Origin of the sequence: Serratia sp. FGI94 (genome assembly GCF_000330865.1) — a bacterium.
In the GTDB taxonomy this organism is placed as follows: domain Bacteria; phylum Pseudomonadota; class Gammaproteobacteria; order Enterobacterales; family Enterobacteriaceae; genus Serratia_B; species Serratia_B rubidaea.
The window spans coordinates 947,412-966,429 of record NC_020064.1; the positions used below are offsets into that span (position 1 = coordinate 947,412).

Here is a 19,018-nt window from a genome sequence, read left to right on the forward strand (position 1 = left end):
TTCATGAGCCTATCCCCACAACCCGATCTCCTTGCCGGCGCCAAAAGCGCGCCCGCCAACTGGCCCCTGGCGTTCTGCGCCGGTTTATTGGGCATCGGGCAAAATGGTTTATTGGTCGCGCTGCCGGTGCTGGTCAGCATGACCCATCTGTCACTGTCGGTCTGGGCGGGGTTACTGACGCTCGGTTCGATGCTGTTTTTAGTCGGCTCTCCCTACTGGGGACGGCAGTGCGAAGTGCGCGGCTGCAAGTATGTGGTGCTGATGGCGCTGGGCGGCTATCTGTTCAGCTTTGCGCTGCTGGCGCTGGCGGTATGGGGGCTGGCGGCAGGCTGGCTGCCCTCGCTGGCGGGGCTGGGCGCGCTGGTGGCGGCGCGCGTCATTTACGGCCTGACGGTATCCGGCATGGTGCCCGCTAGCCAGACCTGGGCGCTGCAGCGCGCCGGTCACGAGCGACGCATGGCGGCGCTGGCCACCATCAGCTCGGGGCTGAGCTGCGGCCGCCTATTGGGGCCGCTGTGCGCGGCGCTGGCGCTCTCGTTGCATCCGATGGCGCCGCTGTGGCTGATGGCGCTGGCGCCGTTGCTGGCCCTGCTGGTGGTGTGCCGGCAGCAGAACGATCCGCCGCTGCCGCCGGTGGCGCAGCAGCAAAACCGTTTACAGTGGCATATGCTGCCGTATCTGCTGTGCGCTCTGCTGCTGGCGGCGGCGGTCAGCCTGATGCAACTGGGGCTGGCGCCGCATCTGACCCGGCTGTTCCAGCACTCTGCAACGGTGGTCAGCCACCACGTCGCGATCCTGCTGAGCGTGGCGGCGGGCTGCACGCTGCTGGCGCAGTTTCTGGTGGTGCGGCCCCAGCGTTTTCCGCCGGCGCAACTGCTGCTAATTGCCGCGTCGCTGATGGTGGTAGGGTTGGCGCTGATGTGCGCGCAGCCGCTGGCGCTGTTTTACCTGGGCTGTGCGCTGACGTCATTCGGCGCGGCGATGGCCACGCCGGGCTACCAGCTGCTGCTGAATGACAAACTCTCTACCGGCAAAGGTTCCGGCGTGATTGCCACCAGCCACACGCTGGGCTACGGGCTGAGCGCACTGATGGTGCCGGCGGTGGCGAAATTTTACGGCGAGTCGCAGCTGATTGCGGCGGCGCTGGCGATGGCCGTCCTGCTGGGCGGCGTAAGCGGCTGGCTATGGCGCCGGCGAGAAAAATAAACGAGCGGGAGAGGCAGTCAGATGTCCGCGAGCTATCGCATTTTTGATGTGCAGTTAATTGAGAAACGCCAGATTTCCCCGTCGCTGGTGCGTTGCGTCTTCAGCGGGCCGCAGGTGAGCCGCATGAAGCTGGAAGCGCCGGACCAGCGTATCAAGCTGCTGTTTCCGAGCGCGGAAGGGCAGGCTTCGCCGTTGGTGAACGGCGATGACTGGTATCGCGACTATATGGCGATACCGAAGGCGCAGCGGCCGGTGATGCGCACCTATACCCTGCGCGCGCTGCGCCGCGAACGCCAGGAGATGGACGTTGAGTTTGTGCTGCACGGCGACGGCGGCCCGGCCTCGGCCTGGGCGACGCACGCACAGCCGGGGGACGCCATTCAGATCGTGGCGCCCAACGCCGATTTTGCCGGCGACAGCGGCGGCTATGAGTGGGCGCCGCCGGCGCAGATGCGCCAGGCGCTGCTGATTGCCGATGAAACCGCGCTGCCGGCGGCGATGGGGATCCTCGAACAGCTGGCGCAGCAGGACAATCCGCCGCGGGTGCAGGCCTTTTTTGAAGTGCCGCTGGCCGGGGATTGCGTCAGCGTGGCGCAGTTCCCGTTTGCTGAGGTGTTCTGGCTGCCGCGCGACGTCGGGCCGCAGCAGCTGCACGGCACGCTACTGCTGGAGTCGGTGCGCCGTCGGGTGACTATTCCCGATTCGGCGCGCGCCGAGGCGCAGTCGCTGGCGGAAAATAGCCTGGGCGGCGACGTGCTGTGGGAAAGGGCGGAGGGCGCCTGCAGCTTTTATGCCTGGGTCGCCGCTGAATCCTCGACGGTGAAATCGCTGCGCCGCTATCTGATCGGCGAGTGCGATCTGGATCGCTCCACGGTCAACTTTATGGCTTACTGGTGTTAACGTCGTAAATAAGAACGCTATTAACTTAATAAGTCATTATTTTAATGATGCGATTAAAGCAAATAAGGCTGATAACACATAGGGTTATCGGCCTTATTTATATCTTGTGCTATTAACTTAATAAATTATTAACTTATTTGTCTATGGGACTAAGCTTATGTTGCTATTGACTTATTAAGCTAATAATTTGTTGGCTTGTTGGCTTGTTGGCTTGTTGGCTTGTTGGCTTGTTGGCTTGTTGGCTTGTTGGCTTGTTGGCTTGTTGGCTTGTTGGCTTGTTGGCCCGGCAGGTGACGCTGCGGGAAGCAGGCGCACCTGAGTGCGCCCTTGCTGATTAATCGTGGCGCAGAAAATCGTCGGCATCGCGCCAAGCGGGGAAGGCGGTGTGGTAGAGCTGCAGGTTTTCCAGCGACAGGTCGGCGTCCAGCCGGGCGGCCGCGCCTGGCTCGGCGCTGGCCAGCGTTTCCCCCTGCGGGCTGATAATCAGGCTGTCGCCGCTGTAGCTCAGCCCGTTGCCGTCTTCGCCGACCCGGTTGCAGCCGGCGACATAGGCCTGGTTTTCAATGGCGCGCGCAGCCAGCAGCGTCTGCCAGTGCTGGCTGCGCGCTGCCGGCCAGTTGGCGACGTACAGCGCCAGATCATAATCCTGCTGACAGCGCGACCACACCGGGAAGCGCAGGTCGTAGCAGATCTGCGGCAAAATCCGCCAGCCGCGCCATTCAAAGATTTCCCGTCGTTTGCCGGCCTGATAGTGCTGGTGTTCGCCGGCCATGCGGAACAGATGGCGTTTATCATACGCGTGCACCGTGCCGCCCGGCTCCACCAGCAGAAAACGGTTCACCGCCGCCTTGTCGGTTTGCAGCGCCACGCTGCCGGCAATGGCCGCGTTGGTTTTGATCGCCCAGCCGAGCAGCCAGTTAATCACCTTACGTTCAGGCAGCGCGCTGGCGCCGGCGTCCATCGCAAAGCCGGTGGTGAACATCTCCGGCAGCACGATCAGATCGCGGCCGTGAATATCGGCCAGCAGCCGGTCAAAGTGCTGCAGGTTGGCCTGCCCGTCGCGCCATGCCAGCGGTTGCTGCAACAGGGTAATTTTTAAAGTCGACATAACCGCTCCGCAGCCGCATCCAGCGTGTCATCCTGTTTGGCGAAACACAGCCGGATCAATTTATGAGGGAAAGGATCGGCGCAGAACACCGACAGCGGGATCGCCGCCACGCCAGCCTGCTCCGTTAACCAGCGGCAAAACGCCACGTCGTCCAAATCCGATACGGCGCTGTAATCCGCCAGTAAGAAGTATGTACCTGCACAGGGCAGAATTTCCAGCCGGCTGCGGCTTAACGCCTGCACAAAGCGGTCGCGCTTGGCGCGGTAAAAGGCCGGCAGCTGTCGCCAGTGCTCCGGCTCGGCGCGCAGCATATCCGCCAGCGCCAGCTGGGCCGGGGTATTGACCGCAAAGGTCAGATACTGGTGCACCTTGCGCACTTCGGCGCTCAGCGCGGCCGGCGCGACGCAGTAACCCACTTTCCAACCGGTCATATGGAAGGTTTTGCCGAAGGAAGAGACGGCGATCGCCCGCTGGCGCAGCTGAGGGTGGGCCAGTACGCCGGCGTGGCCGTCATCGGCAAAGCAGATGTGCTCGTACACCTCATCGCTGAGCACATAGATCTCCTGCCCGGCGATGGCCTGCCACAGCTGCTGCAGATCCTCGGCCTGCCAGACGGTGGCGGACGGGTTGTGCGGCGTATTGACGATCACCAGCCGGGTGCGCGGCGACAGCTGCTCGCGGAACTGTTGCCAGTCGACGTTAAACGCCGGCGGCTGCAGGGCGATGCGTTTCATCACCCCGCCGCAAAGCTGAACCGCCGGGGCGTAGCTGTCGTAGCTGGGGTCGAAGCTGATTACTTCATCCCCCGGCCGCACCAGCGCGCTGATGGCGGCGAACAGCGCTTCGGTGGCGCCGGCGGTGACGGTCACTTCCGTCTCGGCGTCCGGGCGCCAGCCGTACAGTTCGGCGGTTTTATCGGCGATGGCCGTGCGCAGCGGCGCGACGCCGGTCATCGGCGCGTACTGGTTGGCACCCTGCTCAACGTGCCAGGCCAGCCGCTGTTTCAAATAGGCCGGGCCATCAAAGTCGGGAAAGCCTTGCGACAGGTTGATGGCCTGATGCTGCTGCGCCAGCGCGCTCATCTGGCTGAAAATGGTGGTGCCGAGAGCGGGCAGTTTACTGTCGGGAGTCGGTGCGGAAAGCGTCATAAGCGATGTGGTGCCCCATTATGCTGATGTTGCTGACAATATAGCACGATGCTAGTATCTGGCAATCAAGACGTTTAGATGGCTATCTGTGTGGTCGCCGGCGTCACCATGCTTTTTCTACTGCGGGATACCCATGAGCGAAAATGAGCAACTCAGCGCGCTGCTGGCCGCTTGTCACTGGATTGGCGACAAGGGCTGGTGCCCGGCTACCGGCGGCAACATGTCGCTGCGCCTGAATAATGAATACTGTCTGGTGACGGAATCAGGCAAAGATAAGGGCAGCCTGCGGCAGCAGGATTTTCTGCCGGTGGAGATCGCCAGCAACCATGCGCCGGACGGACGTACGCCGTCGGCGGAGACCGGTCTGCATACGCTGCTGTACCGGCTCTACCCGCAGGTGAGCGCGGTATTGCATACCCATTCGGTGAATGCCACGGTATTGTCGCGGGTGGAACAGGGCGATGCGCTGCGGCTGCAGGGCTATGAAATGCAAAAATCCCTCAGCGGCCAGCGCAGCCATCAGGACGTGGTGAGCATCCCGATTTTCGACAACGATCAGGATATTCCCCGGCTGGCGGCGCAGGTGGCGGCCTATGCCGAACGGACGCCGCTGGCGTACGGTTTTCTGGTGCGCGGCCACGGTCTGTACTGCTGGGGGCGGCAAGTGCAGGAAGCGCGCCGCCATCTTGAAGGGCTGGAGTTTTTATTCCAGTGTGAGCTGCAACGTCGTTTACTGGAGGCGCAATGATTCGCGCGATTGTTACCGATATTGAAGGCACCACCAGCGATATCCGCTTTGTGCATCAGGTGCTGTTTCCCTATGCCCGCCGGCATCTGGCCGATTATGTGCGCCGCCATGCGGATCGCGACGAAGTGGCCGCCGCGCTGGCGGCGCTGCGGGTTGAAATCGCCCAGCCGCAGGCCGACGACGAGCAGCTGATCGCCACGCTGTACCGCTTTATGGATGAAGATCGCAAGTCCACCGCGCTGAAGGCGCTGCAGGGCATCGTCTGGCGCAGCGGCTATCACAACGGCGATTTTCGCGGTCATCTCTATCCGGAGGTGGCGGAACAGCTGGCGGCGTGGCAGCGGCAGGGCATCGGGCTGTATGTATACTCCTCCGGCTCGGTCGAAGCGCAGAAACTGCTGTTCGGCTACAGTGAAGCCGGCGATCTGCAGCCGCTGTTCAGCGGCTACTTTGATACCCGCGTCGGCGCCAAGCGTGAGGTAGGGTCCTACCGCAATATCGCCGCGGGCATCGGGCTGGCGCCGTCGGCGCTGCTGTTCCTGTCCGATATCCGCCAGGAGCTGGATGCGGCGTGCGATGCCGGCTGGCACGGCTGCCAGCTGATTCGCGGCGAGGAAGATCCGGACAGCCGTCACCCGCAGGTTAACCGTTTTGATCGCATCGACTTAGGGGAGTTTTGCTGATGAGCGCTTTGACCATTTATAGCGATGAACAGCCGCAGCAGCCGCTGTGGCAGAGCCGCGACGGTGAACAGATACGCCGGCAGCTGGAGCAGGTCGGCGTGCGCTTTGAACGCTGGCAGGCCGACCGTGAGTTAGGGGATGATCCGCAGCCGGAGGCGGTGATCGCCGCCTATCAGCATGCCATCGATCGGCTGGTGGCGGAAAAGGGCTACCAAAGCTGGGATGTGATCGCCATGCGTCCGGATCATCCGCAGCGCGAGGCGCTGCGGCAGAAGTTTTTGTCGGAGCATACCCACGGCGAAGATGAGGTCCGCTTCTTTGTGGAAGGTGCCGGGCTGTTTTGCCTGCATCTGAACCAGCGGGTATACCAGATCCTGTGTGAGAAAAACGATCTGATCTCGGTACCGGCCCACACGCCGCACTGGTTTGATATGGGAGCCGCGCCGCATTTTACCGCCATCCGCGTGTTTGATAACCCGGAAGGGTGGATCGCGCAGTTCACCGGCGATCCGATCGCCGGCGCATTTCCGCGTCTGGATTAGGACGCCGCGTTATCAACGGGGCCGGCGGCCCCGTTTCCTCGTTACCCCAGCGTACGCCGGAATATCCCTGCCTCGACCTGCTGCGGCGTAATCACGCCGCTGTCCAGCACCCAGCCGCTAATCAGCGCCGCCGGCGTTACGTCGAACGCCGGGTTATACACCTCGGCGTCATCCGGCGCCCAGCGACACTGACCGAAGCTGCCATTGACGCCGGTGACCTCCTCGGCGGTGCGCTGCTCAATCGGAATGGCGACGCCGTCGGCGCAGGCCGGATCGTGCGTGGTGTGCGGCGCGGCGACGTAAAACGGAATGCGGTGGTAATGCGCCAGCACCGCCAGGCTGTAGGTGCCGATCTTGTTGGCGACGTCGCCGTTGGCGGCGATGCGGTCGGCGCCGACCCACACCGCATCAACCTGGCCCTGCGCCATCAGGCTGGCGGCCATTGAATCGCAGATCAGCCGGTAGGGAATCCGCAGTTCGCCCAGCTCCCAGGCGGTCAGGCGGCCGCCCTGCAGCAGCGGGCGGGTTTCATCCACCCATACCTGCGCCACTTTCCCCTGCTGGTGGGCGCGCAGCAGAACGCCAATCGCCGTACCGATGCCGGCGGTCGCCAGCCCGCCGGTGTTGCAGTGGGTCAGCAGGCGGCTGCCGGGGGCGACCAGCGCCGCGCCGTGGTCGGCGATGCGATCGCACAGGGCGCGATCTTCTTCCACCAGCCGCCAGGCTTCTTCGGCCACTGCCGCGCGCCAGTCGGGCTGCGTCAGCGCCAGCTTGATACGATCCAGATTATTCATCAGGTTAACGGCGGTCGGCCGCGCCGCCCGCAGCGTGCTCAGCGCCTGCAGCACGTCGTCGTGGGGCAGGCCGCGCTCGGCCAGCAGAGCCAGCAGCAGGCTGGCGGACAGCCCGATCAGCGGCGCACCGCGCACGCGCAGGGCGTGGATATGGCCGACGAGCTGTTCGACGCTATCGCTGGCCAGCCAGCGTTTTTCCTGAGGTAACGCCTGCTGATCGAGGATCCACAGCCGGTTGTCGCGCAGTGTCAGACTGGTGGTGTTAAGAGGGCGCATAGCAGTTAAATCCTTGTTACGAGCGTATTGCATCTGTAACGCTATTCTGCCAACATGAATTTCGGATGTATAGATGTCCAAATGCCTTTACGTCTAAAAAAACAAGATCCTGTTTGTCAGTGATACCAGAGGGGTTGAGATGTCGCTTTACCGTACCTTTACGGCAGCCGATGCCGTTGAATACGCCCGCCAGTTCGGACAGCTGGCCGATCCGCACACGCTGGTCAGCGCCGAGGAGATTGGCGACGGCAACCTGAACCTGGTGTTTAAAATCCGCGATCGGGAAGGCGTCAGCCGGCTTATCGTCAAGCAGGCGCTGCCGTACGTGCGCTGCGTCGGCGAGTCCTGGCCGCTGACGCTCGACCGGGCGCGCATCGAGGCGGAAACGCTGCTGACCCACGGCGAGTTCTGCCCGCGCCATACCGCGCGCGTAGTGCATCATGACGCGGAGCTGGCGGTGATGGTGCAGGAAGATCTCTCCGACCACCAAATCTGGCGCCAGGCGTTGATTGCCGGACGTTATTATCCGCTGGCGGTCGGTCAGCTGGCGGAGTATCTGGCGCAGACGCTGTTCCACACCTCTGATTTTTACCAGGACGCGCAGCAGAAAAAGGCGCAGGTCAGCCGCTTTACCAATCCTGAGCTGTGCCAGATCACCGAAGATCTGTTTTTCAGCGATCCTTACTGCGACCACGAGCGCAACCAGTTTGACGAGGCGCTGTTGCCGCTGGTGCGCGAACTGCGCCACGACGCGACGCTGAAGCTGGCGGTCGCCGGGCTGAAGCACCGCTTTCTCAGCAAAGCCGAAGCGTTATTGCACGGCGACATTCACAGCGGTTCAATATTTGTCGCCGAAGGGCGGCTGAAGGCGATCGACGCCGAGTTCGGCTTCTACGGGCCGATGGGCTTTGACATGGGCACCGCGCTGGGCAACCTGCTGCTGAACTACTGCGGGCTGCCGGGGCTGCTTGGCCCGCGCGACGCCGCCGCCGGCCGCGAACAGCGGCTGCAGGACGTGCGTGAGCTGTGGCTGATTTTTGCCGATCGCTTTTTGGCGTTGTGCCAGCAAAAAACCGCAGACGCCGCGCTGGCGGCCTCCGGCTATGCCGAGCAGTTTCTGCAGCAGGTTTGGCAGGACGCGGTGGGCTATTGCGGCACCGAGCTGATTCGCCGCACTATCGGTCTGGCGCACGTCGCCGATCTGGATGCGATAGAGGATGCCGAGATGCGCGCGGAGTGTCAGCGTAATGCGCTGAGTCTGGGCCGGGCGCTGATCGTTAATGCACCGCCGATAACCAACGTCGATGAACTGCTGGCGCGCATTCGCCAGCACAGTTAAGGGAACGGCGGCAGGAATAACAAAGGGGCGAAGATCGCCCCTTTTTCTCAGGAAGAGTACGCTTACGCCGCTTCAGTATGCTGGCGGCGTTTCTCCTGCGGCTGCGGCTTTTCCGGCTGCTGCGCCGCCAACGCTTCCGGCGCGAAGTCATCCACGTTGATGGAACGCAGACGGCTCTCTTCGGCCTTGGTCAGGATGCGCGCTTCGTCATCGCTGATTTTGCCTTCTTCCAGCGCGCGCTGTGCCAGACGGTCCAGCCGGGTGAACGGCAGGCTCTTGCCGGCTTCTTTACACAGGCGGGCGTGAATTGGCTCGGCGGCAATCACATCCTCCAACGCCTCTTCCAGCAGGCCGATCGGGTTATGCGCGCTGGCGGTCAGGTATTGACCGCGCCCCAGACGGCTGCGGGTGGCGGAAGGCTGCTGCAGGATCTTCGCCAACTGATGATCCAGACGATCGGACGGCGCCTGGTGCACGCGGCCGAACGGCAGGATCACCAGCCGCAGCGCTCCGGCGATAAAGCGGTTCGGGAAGTTGCGCAGCAGATCGTCCAGCGCCTGTTCGGCCTGATGCAGGCAGTCCTGCACGCCCCAGTGCACCAGCGGCAGATCGTCTTTCTGACGTCCTTCGTCTTCAAAGCGCTTCAGCGTGGCGGAGGCCAGGTACATTTGGCTGAGGATATCCCCCAGACGGGCGGAGATCCGCTCGCGACGCTTCAGGTCGCCGCCCAGCACGCCCATGGAAACGTCCGACAGCAGCGCCAGGTTGGCGCTCAGGCGGTTCAGCTGCTGGTAGTAGCGGCGGGTGGCGTCTTTGGTCGGCGAGAAGCTGGTGCGGCCGTTGGTCAGGCCGAGCCAGAAGCTGCGCACCTTGTTGCTGCCGACGTGGCCGAGGTGGCCGAACAGCGCCTGGTCGAAACCGGCCAGATCGTTGTTCTGCGCCGCCGCCATTTCCTGCAGCACGTAAGGATGGCAGCGGATCGCCCCCTGACCGAAGATCATCATGGTGCGGGTCAGGATATTGGCCCCTTCCACGGTAATGGCGATCGGCGCGCCCTGATAGGCGCGGGCCAGGAAGTTGGACTCGCCCAGCATAATGCCCTTACCGCCGGCGATATCCATGGCGTCAATCGTTGACTGTTGGCCGCGGTGGGTACAGTGATATTTGACGATGGCGGACAGTACCGCCGGTTTTTCGCCCTGCACCAGCGCATAGGTAATCAGCGAGGCGGCGGCGTCCATCACATAGGTGTTGCCGGCGATGCGCGCCAGCGGCTCTTCGATCCCCTCCATCTTGCCGATGGCGATCTTGAACTGACGGCGGATATGGGCGTAGGCGCCGATGCCCAGCGCCAGCGATTTCACGCTGCCGGTAGAGTTGGAAGGCAGCGTGATGCCGCGGCCGACCGACAGACATTCAACCAGCATGCGCCAGCCCTGACCGGCCATTTTCGGCCCGCCGATAATGTAGTCGATCGGCACGAAGACGTCGGTGCCGCGCGTCGGGCCGTTCTGGAACGGAATATTCAGCGGGAAGTGGCGGTTGCCGATCTCCACGCCCGGCGTACTGGTCGGGATCAGCGCGCAGGTGATGCCCGGCGCTTCGTTGTCGCTCAGCAGGTGATTCGGGTCGTACAGTTTGAACGCCAGGCCGAGCACGGTGGCTACCGGCGCCAGCGTGATATAGCGCTTGTTCCAGGTCAGGCGCATGCCCAGCACCTGTTCGCCTTGCCATTCGCCCATGCAGACGGTGCCGACGTCCGGGATAGCGCCGGCGTCGGAGCCGGCCTCAGGGCTGGTCAGCGCAAAGCACGGGATCTCTTCGCCGCGCGCCAGGCCCGGCAGGTAGCGGTTTTTCTGCTCTTCGGTGCCGTAGTGTTGCAATAGCTCGCCCGGGCCGAGGGAGTTTGGTACGCCGACGGTGATCGCCAGAATGCCGGAGACGCCCGCCAGTTTCTGCAGCACGCGCGCCTGGGCGTACGGTGAGAACTCCAGTCCGCCGAACTCTTTTTTGATGATCATGGCGAAGAAGCGGTGTTCTTTCAGGTATGCCCACAGCTCCGGCGGCAGATCGGCCAGTTCATGGGTAATCTGAAAGTCGTTGGCCATCCGGCAGGCTTCTTCCACCGGGCCGTCGATAAACGCCTGTTCTTCGGCGCTCAACTGCGGTTGCGGGTAGTTGTGCAGTTTGTTCCAGTCCGGCGCGCCGCGGAACAGATCGCCTTCCCACCAGGTGGTGCCGGCGTCGATCGCCTCTTTCTCGGTGGTGGACATCGGCGGCATCACTTTGCGGAACGCTTTTAACGCCGGCGCGGACAGCCAGCCGCGGCGCAGCGAGGTGACGTTCAGCGGCAGCAGAATCACGGCCAGCGGCAGCAGCATCCAGAAACTCCACAGGCCGATGGCGCCCATGACGACGGTATAGGCCAGCAGCAGCAGGCTGCTGAGTATCAGGCTTACCCGGTGGTAAAACAGCACGCTGATAAGCGCCAGTAAAACAACAATGCTAAGAACCATCATGATTACAGCTCCTAAGTCGTAAGAGGTCTGACCTGTTTGGTGTATAGATTGGTTTTAGTTCAGGCGATTGTTTTTATCAATGCATTTACACTTTAATTACAACTCAGGTCACAAACTGACAGCACCAAAGGTCAAAAAACGCGGGACGCCCTCAACCGATGCGCTGTTTAGTGCGCAGTGCTTCTCGGTTTTTCCCCGATCCGTTACACTGCAAGGCGGAAGATTGACGATAAAAAGAGGCTATCTCATGTACCACGACCTGATTCGCAGTGAACTGAATGAAGCGGCGGATACGCTGGCGAAATTTATCAGCGATGACGCCAACATCGACGCCATTCAGCGCGCCGCCGTTTTGCTGGCCGATTCCTTTAAAGCCGGCGGCAAGGTGATCTCCTGCGGCAACGGCGGTTCGCACTGCGACGCGATGCATTTCGCCGAAGAGCTGACCGGCCGCTACCGCGAGAACCGTCCGGGCTACCCGGCGATTGCCATTTCCGACGTCAGCCACCTGTCCTGCGTCAGCAACGACTTTGGCTACGACTACGTATTCTCCCGCTACGTGGAAGCGGTGGGGCGTGAAGGCGACGTGCTGCTGGGCATCTCTACCTCCGGCAATTCCGGCAACATCATCAAGGCGATTGAAGCGGCGCGCGCCAAAGGGATGAAAGTGATCACCCTGACCGGCAAAGACGGCGGTAAAATGGCCGGTTCCGCCGATGTGGAAATCCGCGTGCCGCACTTCGGCTACGCTGACCGCATTCAGGAAATCCACATTAAAGCGATTCATATCTTGATTCAGCTGATCGAAAAAGAGATGGTTAAGGCTTAAGGGCCAACGGGGGCCATGCGTCCCCGTATTCATGATGTAGGGGCGCGCGGCGCCCACTATGAAGGAGTGGTTTTCGATGTGTGAACTGCTCGGGATGAGCGCGAATGTGCCGACCGATATCTGTTTCAGTTTTACCGGCCTGGTGCAGCGCGGCGGCCGCACCGGGCCGCATAAAGACGGTTGGGGCATCACCTTCTATGAAGGCAACGGCTGCCGCACCTTTAAAGATCCGCAGCCCAGCTTTAATTCACCGATTGCCCGTCTGGTGCAGGACTATCCGATCAAGTCCTGCGCGGTGATCTCGCATATCCGCCAGGCTAACCGCGGCGAGGTGGCGCTGGAAAATACCCATCCGTTTACCCGCGAACTGTGGGGACGCAACTGGACCTATGCGCACAACGGCCAGCTGAAAGGCTACCGCGCTCTGGAAACCGGCACCTTCCGTCCGGTCGGCCAGACCGACAGCGAATATGCGTTCTGCTGGCTGCTGCACCAATTGTCGCTGAAATACCCGCGTACGCCGGGGCAGTGGCCGGCGGTGTTTCGCTATATCGCACTGCTGGCGCAGCAGCTGCGCAGTAAGGGCGTGTTCAATATGCTGCTGTCGGACGGCCAGTACGTGATGGCGTTCTGCTCGACCAACCTGTACTGGATCACGCGCCGCGCGCCGTTTGGCAAGGCGACGCTGCTCGATCAGGACGTGGAAATTGATTTTCAGCAGCAGACCACGCCCAACGACGTGGTCACGGTGATTGCCACCCAACCGCTGACCGGCAATGAAACCTGGCACAAGATTGCGCCAGGTGAGTTTGCCTTATTTCACTACGGTGAGCGGTTGCTGTGACTGGCTGAACGGGTTGCCGGACTGTGCGCCGGTGCCGGTTGCCGGCTGCGTCGTCGAGGCGAACAGCGTATTCGACTGCCCGCCGCTCATCAGCGGCTGGCCCAGCACGTACTGGCCGTTGGCGACGTGCACGGTTGGCGGCTGGTGGTTTTTGGCAAAGTAGTCGTAGCCCGGCTTCAGCTGACGCCAGAAGCTGGCGTACACCGATGAACGGTGGCGAATCATATTCTGCTCGGTCATGCGGAACGGATAGATGCTGATATCCACCAGACGCTGGCCGTTGTTGAACGCCGCCGCCACATAGCGATAGATTTCATCCATATAGCCGTTGGTCATGGCGTAACAGCCGATGGATTTACATTCGCCGTGGATCATCAGGTAGGCGCCGGAATAGCCCTGTGCGCGATCGTATTCATTCGGGAAGCCAATGTTAATCGCCCGATAATAGCGGCTATCGGGTTTCAGATGGCGTACGTCGACGCTGTAAAAGCCCTCGGGACTTTTAAAGTCGCCCTGAACGCGTTTTGGACCCAGCCCGCCGGAATAGTTGCAGATCGGAAAACTATTCACCAGACGGAACTCATTGCCCATCTTGGCGTAAAGTTCTAACGTCCGCTCTTCTTTAAATATCTGGATATAAACCGGCGAACCCATTAATTGCTGTTTAACAACCGGTGTTTCAGGAACCTGCTCGCTGGCGCTGCAGGCCGTGATCATCGGCATAGAAACCAGCATCGCAAATAACAGCGCGATTCTGCTCATTCAATTATTCCTGCTATACCCCGTCATAACGTCGCGTCATAGCCGTGCCGGTCGTACCGTTGCGCTCCGCCGCCGGCCGTTGCCTGCTGCGGAACCGATGTGCGGCCGCCGTCCTGGAGTGACGAGAATTATTCAGAGTAAATATTATATGTGCCGACGGTGAGTCACCGCCTGCGTGCCACTGACTTTTTGTTGCATTTACGCCACGCCAGATTACCAGCGTGTTGATATTTAGCAATATAGGATATGTATAAAAAAACTACAAAGCTCGATAAAAGTGAATTAACCGCCAATTTTTAACGATTTCTGCAGGAAATAAGCAACAAATTAATTCCGTTTGCTTGACTCAGGTCACTGACGAATGGAGAAAAATGTTGCGAAAAATGTTAGCATCTTCGGCTTGATACCGCTGGGCTGTGGCCGGCGGGTCGGGTATTGGCAAGCAAGCCAACCGTGCGCGTTCAGCGGCCGTTTCGCCAACGGCGAAGCAGCGTTACGCCGGTTGCAGGGTTGGCGAGGGAAGGGGGCGTCACTGACAATGGAAATGCTGTTCTCTGCTCATAGCGTCAATACGCGAGAATTTATGTTGAATACGGCATCAGGTATTCAACCCGGAGGCGGCGTGTGGCGTCTCATCATCCTGGCATTGTCCATACTGGCTCCGGCCACGACGACATGTGAAACCATAAAAACATCGTATAAATCCTATGATTAAAATCAGAAAAGGGTTAGACCTGCCGATAGCCGGAGCACCGGCTCAGGCGATTCAGGACGGCCCGCATCTCAAGCATGTGGCACTGCTGGGGGAGGAGTATATCGGCATGCGTCCCTCCATGCTGGTGCAGGAGGGCGACAGCGTTAAGCTTGGTCAGGCGCTGTTTGAAGATAAAAAGAATCCCGGCGTGTTCTTCACCGCGCCGGCCGGCGGCAAGATTGTCGCCATCAACCGCGGCGAGCGCCGCGTCCTGCAATCGGTGGTGATCGCCGTTGACGACGACGCGCAGCAGGTGGAGTTCGCCCATTACTCGGCGGCCGATCTGGCGCAGCTGGAGCGTGGCATGGTGGAAGGTGAGCTGCTGAGCAGTGGTCTGTGGACCGCGCTACGCACCCGTCCTTTCAGCAAAACGCCGCACCCGGGCAGCACGCCGCGTGCCATTTTCGTCACCGCCATCGACACCCAGCCGCTGGCCGCCGACCCGCAGGTGATCATCGCCGATCAACTGGCGGCGTTTAACGCCGGTCTGACGGTGCTGACGCGTCTGACCGACGGCAAGGTGCACGTCTGCCAGGCGGCCGGCGGTAAACTGTCCGGCGCCGATAACGCGCAAATTACCTATAACGAATTCGCCGGTCCGCACCCTGCGGGGCTAGTAGGCACTCACATTCACTTTATCGAGCCGGTGAGCATCAAGAAAACCGTGTGGCATATCGGCTATCAGGATGTGATCGCCATCGGCACGCTGTTCACCACCGGCAAGCTCGACACGCGCCGCGTGGTTGCCCTGGCCGGGCCGCAGGTGGAGCAGCCGACGCTGCTGCGCACCCGCCTGGGCGCCAGCCTGGAAGAACTGACCGCCGGCCGCCTGAAAGCGGGCGAGAACCGTATTATCAGCGGTTCGGTGCTGAGCGGCGCGCACGCCGCGGGGCCGAAAGCCTATCTTGGCCGTTTCCATAGCCAGGTGTCGGTGCTGGAAGAGGGGCGTGAAAAAGAGCTGCTCGGCTGGGTGCTGCCTTCGTCGAACAAGTTCACCATTACCCGCACCACGCTGGGGCACTTCCTGAAGAACAAGCTGTTCGCCTTCTCCACCAGCACCAACGGCGGCGAGCGCTCGATGGTGCCGATCGGCAACTACGAGCGGGTGATGCCGCTGGATATTCTGCCGACGCTGCTGCTGCGCGATCTGCTGGCGGGCGATACCGACAGCGCGCAGGCGCTGGGCTGCCTGGAGCTGGATGAAGAGGATCTGGCGTTGTGCACCTTTGTCTGCCCGGGCAAGTATGAATACGCTCCGGTGCTGCGCGACGTGCTGACCAAGATTGAGCTGGAAGGATAACCCATGGGCCTGAAGAATTATTTTGAGAAAATCGAGCATCACTTCACGCCGGGCGGCAAGCTGGAAAAGTGGTACCCGTTATATGAAGCCACCACCACGGTGTTCTATACGCCGGGCACGGTGACGCACGGCGCTTCGCACGTGCGCGACGCCATCGACCTGAAGCGCATGATGATTCTGGTGTGGATGGCGGTATTCCCGGCGATGTTCTGGGGCATGTACAACGTAGGACAGCAGGCGATCCCCGCGCTGCACCAGCTGTACAGCGGCGAGCAACTGCAGCAGGTGCTGGCGGGCGACTGGCACTACGTGCTGGCGCAGTGGCTGGGCGCCTCGCTGGCGCCGGATGCCGGTTGGGTCAGCAAAATGGTGCTGGGGGCAACCTACTTTGTGCCGATTTACGCCGTAGTGTTTATCGTCGGCGGCTTCTGGGAAGTGTTGTTCTCCATCATCCGCAAACACGAGATTAACGAAGGCTTCTTCGTCACCTCGATTCTGTTTGCGCTGATCGTACCGCCGACGCTGCCGCTGTGGCAGGCGGCGCTGGGGATTACCTTCGGCGTCGTGGTCGCCAAAGAGATCTTCGGCGGCACCGGGCGTAACTTCCTCAACCCGGCGCTGGCAGGGCGCGCATTCCTGTTCTTCGCCTACCCGGCGCAGATTTCCGGCGATCTGGTATGGACCTCGGCGGACGGCTTCTCCGGCGCAACCCCGCTGGCCCAGTGGAGCGCCGGCGGCGCGCAGGGGTTGAGCAACGTGGCGACCGGTCACTCCATCACCTGGATGGACGCCTTCCTCGGCAACATTCCAGGATCGGTCGGTGAAGTTTCCACGCTGATGATCCTGATCGGTGGCGCGATTATCCTGTTTGCCCGCATCGCTTCCTGGCGCATCGTCGCCGGCGTGATGCTCGGCATGATCGCCACCGCCTACCTGTTTAACGCGATCGGCTCCGACACCAACCCGATGTTCGCCATGCCGTGGTACTGGCACATGGTGCTGGGCGGTTTCGCTTTCGGCATGATCTTTATGGCGACCGACCCGGTTTCCGCCGCCTTCACCAACAAAGGGAAGTGGTGGTACGGCATCCTGATTGGCGTGATGTGCGTGTTGATTCGCGTGGTCAACCCGGCCTATCCGGAAGGGATGATGCTGGCGATCCTGTTCGCCAACCTGTTCGCGCCGCTGTTCGATTATCTGGTGGTGCAGGCTAACATCAAGCGGAGAAAAGCCCGTGGCGAGTGAAGCAAAAAATGACGGCATCGGTAAAACGCTGCTGGTAGTACTGTTGCTGTGTCTGGTGTGTTCAGTGGTGGTGGCGGGCTCCGCCGTCGGCCTGAAGTCCAAACAGCAGGAGCAAAAGCTGCTGGATAAGCAGCGCAATATTCTGGACGTGGCGGGGCTGCTGCAGCCGGCCATGCCCGGCGAGCAGGTAAAACAAACCTTTGATAAGCGTATTGAGGCGCGGCTGGTGGATCTGAACAGCGGCGACTTCGTGCAGGGTGATGCGGCATCGTTCGATCAGGCCGCGGCGCTGCGCGATAACGCCAAGAGCATCGCCTTGCCGGCGGCGCAGGATCCGGCGGGCATCAAACGTCGCAGCAACCAGGCGGAAATTTATCTGGTGCGCGATGAGGCCGGCGCGGTCAGCAAGATCGTGCTGCCGGTGTACGGCACCGGCCTGTGGTCGATGATGTACGCCTTTGTCGCCGTTGACGGCGACGGCGACACGGTCAAAGGCATCACCTACTATGACCAGGGGGAAACTCCGGGGCTGGGCGGTGAGGTGGAAAATCCGGCCTGGCGCCAGCAGTGGATCGGCAAGAAGCTGTTTGACGACGGCGGCAAGCCGGCAATCCGCGTGGTGAAAGGCGGTGCGCCCGCAGGGGATATTCACGGCGTGGACGGCCTGTCCGGCGCGACCCTGACCTCCAACGGCGTACAGCACACTTTTGATTTCTGGTTGGGCGAACACGGTTTTGGCCCGTTCCTGAAAAAAGTCCGTGAAGGAGCGCTGAAAAATGGCTGATTCCAAAGAGATTAAACGGGTTCTGTTCGGGCCGTTGTTTGACAATAACCCGATCGCACTGCAGGTGCTGGGCGTCTGCTCCGCGCTGGCGGTGACCACCAAGCTGGAGACGGCGGTGGTGATGACCATTGCGGTAACGCTGGTGACGGCGTTCTCCAGTTTCTTTATTTCCCTGATCCGTCACCACATTCCCAACAGCGTGCGCATTATCGTGCAGATGGCGATTATCGCCTCGCTGGTTATCGTGGTTGACCAGGTGCTGCGCGCTTATGCGTTTGAAATTTCCAAGCAGCTGTCGGTGTTTGTCGGCCTGATCATCACCAACTGTATCGTGATGGGACGCGCCGAAGCCTATGCGATGAAGTCGCCGCCGATCGAAAGCTTTATGGACGGCATCGGCAACGGGCTGGGTTACGGCGTGATTCTGATCCTGGTCGGTTTCCTGCGTGAGCTGATCGGCTCCGGCAAGCTGTTCGGCGTGCCGGTGTTGGAAACGCTGCAGAACGGCGGCTGGTACATGCCGAACGGCCTGTTCCTGCTGGCGCCGAGCGCGTTCTTTATTATCGGCCTGCTGATCTGGGCGCTGCGCACGCTGAAGCCTGCGCAGGTTGAAAAGGAGTAATCGGCGATGGAACACTATATCAGTCTGTTTGTTCGCGCCGTTTTCGTTGAAAACATGGCGCTGGCGTTCTTCCTCGGCATGTGTACCTTCCTCGCGGTGTCGAAGAAGGTCTCTACCGCTTTTGGTCTGGGGATTGCCGTCACCATCGTGCTGGGCATCGCGGTGCCGGCGAACAACCTGGTCTACAACCTGATCCTGCGCGACGGCGCGCTGATGGATGGCGTGGACCTGAGCTTCCTCAACTTCATCACCTTTATCGGGGTGATTGCGGCGCTGGTGCAGATTCTGGAGATGATCCTCGATCGCTTCTTCCCGTCGCTGTACAACGCCCTCGGCATCTTCCTGCCGCTGATTACCGTGAACTGCGCCATCTTCGGCGGCGTGTCCTTCATGGTGCAGCGTGACTACAACTTCGCGGAATCCGTGGTGTACGGCTTCGGCTCCGGCACCGGCTGGATGTTGGCGATTGTGGCGATGGCGGGGATCCGCGAAAAACTGAAGTATGCCGATGTGCCGGCAGGGTTACGCGGTCTGGGCATCACCTTTATTACCACCGGGCTGATGGCGTTGGGCTTTATGTCCTTCTCCGGGGTTCAGTTGTAATAACCCAGAGAT

Annotated in this window: 19 protein-coding genes; 14 read left to right on the forward strand and 5 right to left on the reverse strand. The window is 61.2% G+C overall.

Features of this window, described 5'->3' with window-relative positions:
• Positions 1-3 precede the first annotated feature (3 nt).
• Together D781_RS04240 and D781_RS04245 are read left to right on the forward strand one after the other, a co-directional pair.
• Positions 4-1,206, forward strand: a complete 1,203-nt coding sequence (locus D781_RS04240) for an MFS transporter (RefSeq protein WP_015671073.1) — start codon at positions 4-6, stop codon at positions 1,204-1,206.
• Positions 1,207-1,227: 21 nt separating this feature from the next.
• Positions 1,228-2,106: a siderophore-interacting protein gene (locus tag D781_RS04245; protein ID WP_015671074.1), complete on the forward strand. Its 879-nt coding sequence runs from the start codon at positions 1,228-1,230 to the stop codon at positions 2,104-2,106.
• A 334-nt stretch (positions 2,107-2,440) separates the two neighbouring features.
• Here the strand turns inward: D781_RS04245 and D781_RS04250 are convergent, their stop codons facing one another.
• Both D781_RS04250 and D781_RS04255 read right to left on the reverse strand, forming a co-directional pair.
• Positions 2,441-3,214: an amidohydrolase gene (locus D781_RS04250; RefSeq protein WP_015671075.1), complete on the reverse strand. Its 774-nt coding sequence runs from the start codon at positions 3,212-3,214 to the stop codon at positions 2,441-2,443.
• Positions 3,202-4,362 (reverse strand): pyridoxal phosphate-dependent aminotransferase, encoded by a 1,161-nt coding sequence (locus D781_RS04255; protein WP_015671076.1) that lies wholly within the window; start codon positions 4,360-4,362, stop codon positions 3,202-3,204. The genes D781_RS04250 and D781_RS04255 overlap by 13 nt, the downstream gene beginning before the upstream one ends.
• A gap of 133 nt (positions 4,363-4,495) precedes the next feature.
• Here D781_RS04255 and D781_RS04260 point away from each other — a divergent pair, with 133 nt between their 5' ends.
• The 3 genes from D781_RS04260 to D781_RS04270 are packed head-to-tail and all read left to right on the forward strand — an operon-like array spanning position 4,496 to position 6,335.
• On the forward strand, positions 4,496-5,110 hold the full coding sequence (locus D781_RS04260; RefSeq protein ID WP_015671077.1) for a methylthioribulose 1-phosphate dehydratase: 615 nt from the start codon (positions 4,496-4,498) through the stop codon (positions 5,108-5,110).
• Positions 5,107-5,793 (forward strand): acireductone synthase, encoded by a 687-nt coding sequence (gene mtnC, locus D781_RS04265; RefSeq protein ID WP_015671078.1) that lies wholly within the window; start codon positions 5,107-5,109, stop codon positions 5,791-5,793. Before D781_RS04260 ends, mtnC begins: the two co-directional genes overlap by 4 nt.
• Complete coding sequence (locus tag D781_RS04270; protein ID WP_015671079.1) at positions 5,793-6,335, forward strand: hypothetical protein; 543 nt, start codon at positions 5,793-5,795, stop codon at positions 6,333-6,335. Before mtnC ends, D781_RS04270 begins: the two co-directional genes overlap by 1 nt.
• Positions 6,336-6,376: 41 nt before the next feature.
• Here the strand turns inward: D781_RS04270 and mtnA are convergent, their stop codons facing one another.
• Positions 6,377-7,405, reverse strand: coding sequence for an S-methyl-5-thioribose-1-phosphate isomerase (gene mtnA / locus D781_RS04275; RefSeq protein ID WP_015671080.1), 1,029 nt, complete (start codon positions 7,403-7,405; stop codon positions 6,377-6,379).
• 139 nt (positions 7,406-7,544) lie between these two features.
• On the opposite strand from mtnA, the gene mtnK reads away from it, so the two are divergent.
• Positions 7,545-8,744, forward strand: a complete 1,200-nt coding sequence (mtnK, locus tag D781_RS04280) for an S-methyl-5-thioribose kinase (RefSeq protein WP_015671081.1) — start codon at positions 7,545-7,547, stop codon at positions 8,742-8,744.
• Positions 8,745-8,806: 62 nt separating this feature from the next.
• Here the strand turns inward: mtnK and fadE are convergent, their stop codons facing one another.
• Positions 8,807-11,263 carry an acyl-CoA dehydrogenase FadE gene (gene fadE / locus D781_RS04285; RefSeq protein WP_015671082.1) on the reverse strand — a complete coding sequence of 819 codons (2,457 nt, stop codon included), beginning with the start codon at positions 11,261-11,263 and terminating at the stop codon, positions 8,807-8,809.
• 247 nt (positions 11,264-11,510) lie between these two features.
• Between fadE and lpcA the strand changes: the two genes are divergently transcribed.
• Complete coding sequence (gene lpcA / locus D781_RS04290) at positions 11,511-12,092, forward strand: D-sedoheptulose 7-phosphate isomerase (RefSeq protein ID WP_015671083.1); 582 nt, start codon at positions 11,511-11,513, stop codon at positions 12,090-12,092.
• A gap of 76 nt (positions 12,093-12,168) precedes the next feature.
• Complete coding sequence (locus tag D781_RS04295) at positions 12,169-12,936, forward strand: class II glutamine amidotransferase (RefSeq protein ID WP_015671084.1); 768 nt, start codon at positions 12,169-12,171, stop codon at positions 12,934-12,936.
• On the opposite strand, the gene dpaA is transcribed toward D781_RS04295, so the two are convergent.
• The gene (dpaA, locus tag D781_RS04300) at positions 12,907-13,698 is read right to left on the reverse strand and encodes a peptidoglycan meso-diaminopimelic acid protein amidase (RefSeq protein ID WP_015671085.1); all 792 of its coding nucleotides are present in this window, start codon (positions 13,696-13,698) and stop codon (positions 12,907-12,909) included. The two genes, D781_RS04295 and dpaA, sit on opposite strands and share 30 nt — an antisense overlap.
• A gap of 361 nt (positions 13,699-14,059) precedes the next feature.
• On the opposite strand from dpaA, the gene D781_RS23560 reads away from it, so the two are divergent.
• Genes D781_RS23560 through nqrE form a run of 6 tightly spaced genes read left to right on the forward strand, consistent with a single transcriptional unit; the run spans position 14,060 to position 19,006 of the window.
• Complete coding sequence (locus tag D781_RS23560) at positions 14,060-14,413, forward strand: hypothetical protein (RefSeq protein WP_124014429.1); 354 nt, start codon at positions 14,060-14,062, stop codon at positions 14,411-14,413.
• Entirely contained in the window at positions 14,406-15,752 is a 1,347-nt protein-coding gene (locus D781_RS04305) for a Na(+)-translocating NADH-quinone reductase subunit A (protein WP_015671086.1), read from the forward strand. The genes D781_RS23560 and D781_RS04305 overlap by 8 nt, the downstream gene beginning before the upstream one ends.
• Before the next feature lie 3 nt (positions 15,753-15,755).
• Entirely contained in the window at positions 15,756-16,997 is a 1,242-nt protein-coding gene (locus tag D781_RS04310; protein WP_015671087.1) for an NADH:ubiquinone reductase (Na(+)-transporting) subunit B, read from the forward strand.
• Complete coding sequence (locus D781_RS04315; RefSeq protein WP_015671088.1) at positions 16,987-17,781, forward strand: Na(+)-translocating NADH-quinone reductase subunit C; 795 nt, start codon at positions 16,987-16,989, stop codon at positions 17,779-17,781. Before D781_RS04310 ends, D781_RS04315 begins: the two co-directional genes overlap by 11 nt.
• A complete protein-coding gene (locus D781_RS04320) occupies positions 17,774-18,403 on the forward strand; it encodes an NADH:ubiquinone reductase (Na(+)-transporting) subunit D (RefSeq protein ID WP_015671089.1) in 630 nt (209 codons plus the stop codon). The genes D781_RS04315 and D781_RS04320 overlap by 8 nt, the downstream gene beginning before the upstream one ends.
• 6 nt (positions 18,404-18,409) lie before the next feature.
• Entirely contained in the window at positions 18,410-19,006 is a 597-nt protein-coding gene (nqrE, locus tag D781_RS04325) for an NADH:ubiquinone reductase (Na(+)-transporting) subunit E (RefSeq protein WP_015671090.1), read from the forward strand.
• Positions 19,007-19,018 lie beyond the last annotated feature (12 nt).